This is a genomic window from Cupriavidus sp. 05T313, from assembly GCF_056396665.1.
Window position 1 is genome coordinate 1 of record NZ_JBFTLX010000407.1, and the last position, 3,945, is coordinate 3,945.

At 65.8% G+C, this 3,945-nt stretch carries 4 protein-coding genes; 3 read left to right on the forward strand and 1 reads right to left on the reverse strand.

Annotation, left to right across the window (positions count from 1 at the left end):
• Window positions 1-1,434, reverse strand: a 1,434-nt coding sequence (locus tag AC1DKD_RS39830) for a winged helix-turn-helix domain-containing protein (protein ID WP_477144612.1), incomplete at its 3' end; no start/stop codon positions are given.
• 435 nt (window positions 1,435-1,869) lie between these two features.
• Here AC1DKD_RS39830 and AC1DKD_RS39835 point away from each other — a divergent pair.
• From AC1DKD_RS39835 to AC1DKD_RS39845, 3 genes are all read left to right on the forward strand, one after another.
• Window positions 1,870-2,850, forward strand: a complete 981-nt coding sequence (locus AC1DKD_RS39835) for a quinone oxidoreductase family protein (RefSeq protein ID WP_441637598.1) — start codon at window positions 1,870-1,872, stop codon at window positions 2,848-2,850.
• 9 nt (window positions 2,851-2,859) lie between these two features.
• Window positions 2,860-3,708 (forward strand): TauD/TfdA dioxygenase family protein, encoded by an 849-nt coding sequence (locus AC1DKD_RS39840; protein WP_441637600.1) that lies wholly within the window; start codon window positions 2,860-2,862, stop codon window positions 3,706-3,708.
• A 60-nt stretch (window positions 3,709-3,768) separates the two neighbouring features.
• The coding region (locus AC1DKD_RS39845) for a 3-keto-5-aminohexanoate cleavage protein (RefSeq protein WP_477115599.1) at window positions 3,769-3,945 on the forward strand (177 nt) is incomplete at its 3' end.

The following is a 3,945-nucleotide window of genomic DNA, read 5'->3' on the forward strand; positions in this document are numbered from 1 at the left end:
AATCCGGCTCGTCCGCGTAATAGGATAGGCGGCGGCGCTCAGGATCAGATCGATCTCGTAGCGCATGGCGTCGTCCGGTGTCGCGTGGTGGAGGATTTTGCGCACTTGCGCCTCGGCCTGCTGATGACGCTCGCTCAGCGCCAGCGCCCATGCCGCGGCAAGACGCAGGCGTGGATGCTTGTCCAGCTCGGACTCGGGCAGCCACTCGAGCCATTCGAGCACGGCTGACAAGTGGCCGCGGGTCGCCGCCTCGTGCAGGCAGCGTTGCGCCAGGCCATAGGCAGTCTCGCGCTGGCCGCTGGCAAAGGCGTGGCGCGCGGCAGCTTCGGTCATGCCATGATCGGCAAGCCAGTGCATGGCGCGATCGTGCAATCCGGCGAGCTCCTGCGCAGGCAGTTCCGTCAGCCGCGCGCGCAGCGCATCGCGTGCCATGGCGTGCATGCGGAACCACTCGCCCTTCTGGTCGGCGACGACGAACAGGGGCGTTTCCCGCATGAGGCGCTCCAGGCGATCCGGTGCATCCTCCATCGCCGTCACGGCGCGGCAAAGGTCGGCATGCAGCAGATCCGCGATCGAGATGCGCATGAGAAAGCCGGTATCCGCGTCGGTAAGCCGGGCGAGCAACTCGGTCACGAAGTGCTCGCGCATGCCGCCGGTGCTGTTTGCCAGGGCATCGATGGCGGCAACGGGATCGGGGGCGAGGGACATTGCCGAAAGCGCGAGCTGCAAGCCGAGCGGCCAGCCCTCGGTCACGTCATGCAGCCTCGCGCACGCGTCGGCTTCGACACTGGCGTCGAAGTGGCTGCCGATCAGTGCGATCGTCTCTTCCAGGCGGAAACGCAGCRTCCCGGCATCGACCTTCACGCACTGGYCATARGGGCCMAGSCGSTCGAYGACCGTGTCGAACCCGCYSCGSGCCGCCACCACGATGCGCAGGTTGGGYGGCAGGTTGTTGAGCASRTAGATCAACGCATCGCGGCTGGAWTCCGGCARYCGCTCGGCTTCATCGAGTATCAGRACGATATCGAGCGCAACGTGCGCAATCTCCGCCAGCCACGCGGTGAAGCCTTCCAGCGRCCCGCGGGACGATCCTTCCCCTTCCGGCAGGCTCTTGCCGAACGCCGGCCGCCCGCAGCCTGAGCGAATCGCGCTCGTCAGCCCCAGCAACAGGCGCCCGGGATCGTCGTGCTCATCCAGCGACACCCAGGCAACCGCGCTGCCGCGCATGATGTACTCGCGGTGCCACTGGATCAGCAGGGACGTCTTGCCGAAGCCGGCAGGCGCTTGCACGATGGTCACAGGCCGGTCGCGAAAGCGCTCGCCGTCCGAGCCCAGCCGGGAGCGCGCAAGAAGATGGCGCGGTGCGCGCGGTGGACTCGTCTTGAGCAGCAATTCCGATGCGGTCGCGCCAGCGCCGCTGGTTGGATTTGTCATCGAATGAAAGTAGACGCGGCAGTCTTCCCATGTTTGCATGCTGCGCGGCCGCGCGTGCCGTTGCATGTACATCCCGACGCACTGCGTGCCTGCGGCAGAACCGCATGTTTCCAGGCTGGCCGGATGGATTGAGGGGATCGGCAACCTAATGTCGCCGATTATAGACATGCCCGGCGCATTGCCAGCCCGCATCAGGGATTTCCCTGTATCCCACCCCCCCGCCACTGGGGGGAGCACCCCCAGGCCGCGCGCCTACTATTCCATCAACACAAGGACGCGCAAGCGGGGAATGCAATGCCGGCAATCAAGCGTGAAGCCGCGATGGCGCGGACGCGCCCGGACGCAAGTCTCGCACGGCTCCCGGCCGGGCTGGCATGGACCAGCGAAGCGAAGTAAACCGAATCAACGCCAAAACGATCAGAGACAGGAATCAACATGCCACATGCCATTCGAATCCATGAAACCGGCGGCCCCGAAGTGCTGCGCTGGGAAGAGGTCGCCGTGGGCGAACCCGGTCCCGGGCAGGTCCGCTTGCGCCATGAAGCGGTGGGCCTGAATTTCGCCGACACGTACTTTCGCTCGGGCCTGTACCCGATGCCCCTGCCGGCCGGCATGGGCGTCGAGGCCGCCGGCGTGGTCGAGGCCGTCGGCGCCGGCGTGACCCAGGTCGCGGTCGGCGATCGCGTCACCTATACCGGCTTTCTCAATACGCTGGGCGCGTACAGCACCGAGCGCCTGATCGCGGCCGCAGCACTGATCAAGCTGCCCGCCGGCATCGATTGCGCGACCGCCGCCGCCATGACCATGCGCGGCCTGACCTCCGCGTACCTGATGCGCCGCATCTACGCCTTCAAGCCCACCGACACCATCCTGCTGCACGCTGCCGCCGGTGGGGTCGGACTGATCGTCTCCCAGTGGGCAAAGCTGCTCGGTCTCACCGTGATCGGCACCGTGTCGAACGAGGCCAAGGCGGCCGTTGCCCGCGCCCACGGCTGTGACCACATCATTGACTACAGCCGCGAGGACGTGGCCGGGCGCGTGCGTGAACTGACCGACGGCGTCGGCGTGAATGTGGTGTTCGACAGCGTCGGCAAGGACACCTTCGACGCTTCGCTGGATTCGCTCAAGCGCCGCGGCCTGATGGTCTGCGTGGGCACGGCTTCCGGCCCGATCCCGCCCTTCAACCCGCAACTGCTGGCGATGAAGGGCTCGCTTTACCTGACCCGCCCCGCCCTGGCCGACTACATCGCCGACCCCGCCGAAAAGAACGAACTGGCCGGCGAACTGTTCGGCCATGTCGCGGCCGGGCGCATCCGGATCGAAATCAACCAGCGCTACGCCCTGCAGGACGCGGCGCAAGCCCACCGGGACCTGGAATCGCGCAAGACCACCGGCTCCTCGGTTTTCACGATCTAAGAGATCACCATGCGTATCGAACCACTCACCTGTGCCATCGGCGCCGAACTGGTTGGCATCAAGCTGGCCGACGCCATTCACGATGCCGGCCTGTTTGCGGAAATCCGTGCCGCGCTGCTCCGGCATCGCGTGCTGTTCCTGCGCGGCCAGGACATGACGCGCGCCGAACACGTTACCTTTGCCCGCCTTTTCGGCGAGCTGGAAGACCACCCGGTAGCCGGCAGCGACCCCGAACATCCGGGCCTGGTGCGGATCTACAAAAACCCGGACCAGCCGAACGACCGCTACGAAAACGCCTGGCACACCGACGCCACCTGGCGCGTGGCGCCGCCCTTCGGCTGCGTGCTGCGCTGCGTGGAGGGCCCGCCGGTAGGCGGCGATACCATGTGGGCAAACATGGTCCTGGCCTATGAGAACCTCCCCGAACACATCAAGAGCCAGATCGCGGACCTGCGTGCCCGCCACAGCATCGAGGCCAGCTTCGGCGCTGCCATGCCCCTCGAGAAACGCCTGGCATTGAAGGCACAGTATCCCGATGCCGAGCATCCGGTGGTGCGCACGCATCCCGAGACCGGCGAGAAGGTGCTGTTTGTCAACGCCTTCACGACGCACTTCACCAACTACCACACGCCGCAGCGCGTGCGCTTCGGCCAGGACGCCAATCCGGGCGCCGGCCTGCTGCTCAACTACCTGGTCAGCCAGGCCAATATCCCCGAGTACCAGGTGCGCTGGCGCTGGCAGCCAAACAGCGTGGCGATCTGGGACAACCGCTCGACCCAGCACTACGCCGTCATGGACTACCCCCCCTGCTATCGCAAGATGGAGCGCGCCGGGATCATTGGCGACATACCGTTTTAAGCGGCTAGAACAGACAGACCTGGCGCAATTGACTCTGCCCCAACCCGACAAGGACTAAACATGCAATTCCTCGACGATTCCCTGCACCCCGAAAACCAGGACAAAGTGGTCATCACCGTGGCGCCTTACGGCCCCGAGTGGATGCCGGCGGATTTCCCCGAAGACATTCCGGTGACGATGGAGGAACAGGTGCAAAAGGCCGTTGACTGCTACAACGCCGGTGCCACGGTGCTGCAC

Excerpts from the sequence above, each read along its gene's own strand:
- AC1DKD_RS39840 (WP_441637600.1), top strand. The coding sequence starts at position 2,860 with ATGCGTATCGAACCACTCACCTGTGCCATCGGCGCCGAACTGGTTGGC.
- AC1DKD_RS39835 (WP_441637598.1), top strand. The coding sequence starts at position 1,870 with ATGCCACATGCCATTCGAATCCATGAAACCGGCGGCCCCGAAGTGCTG.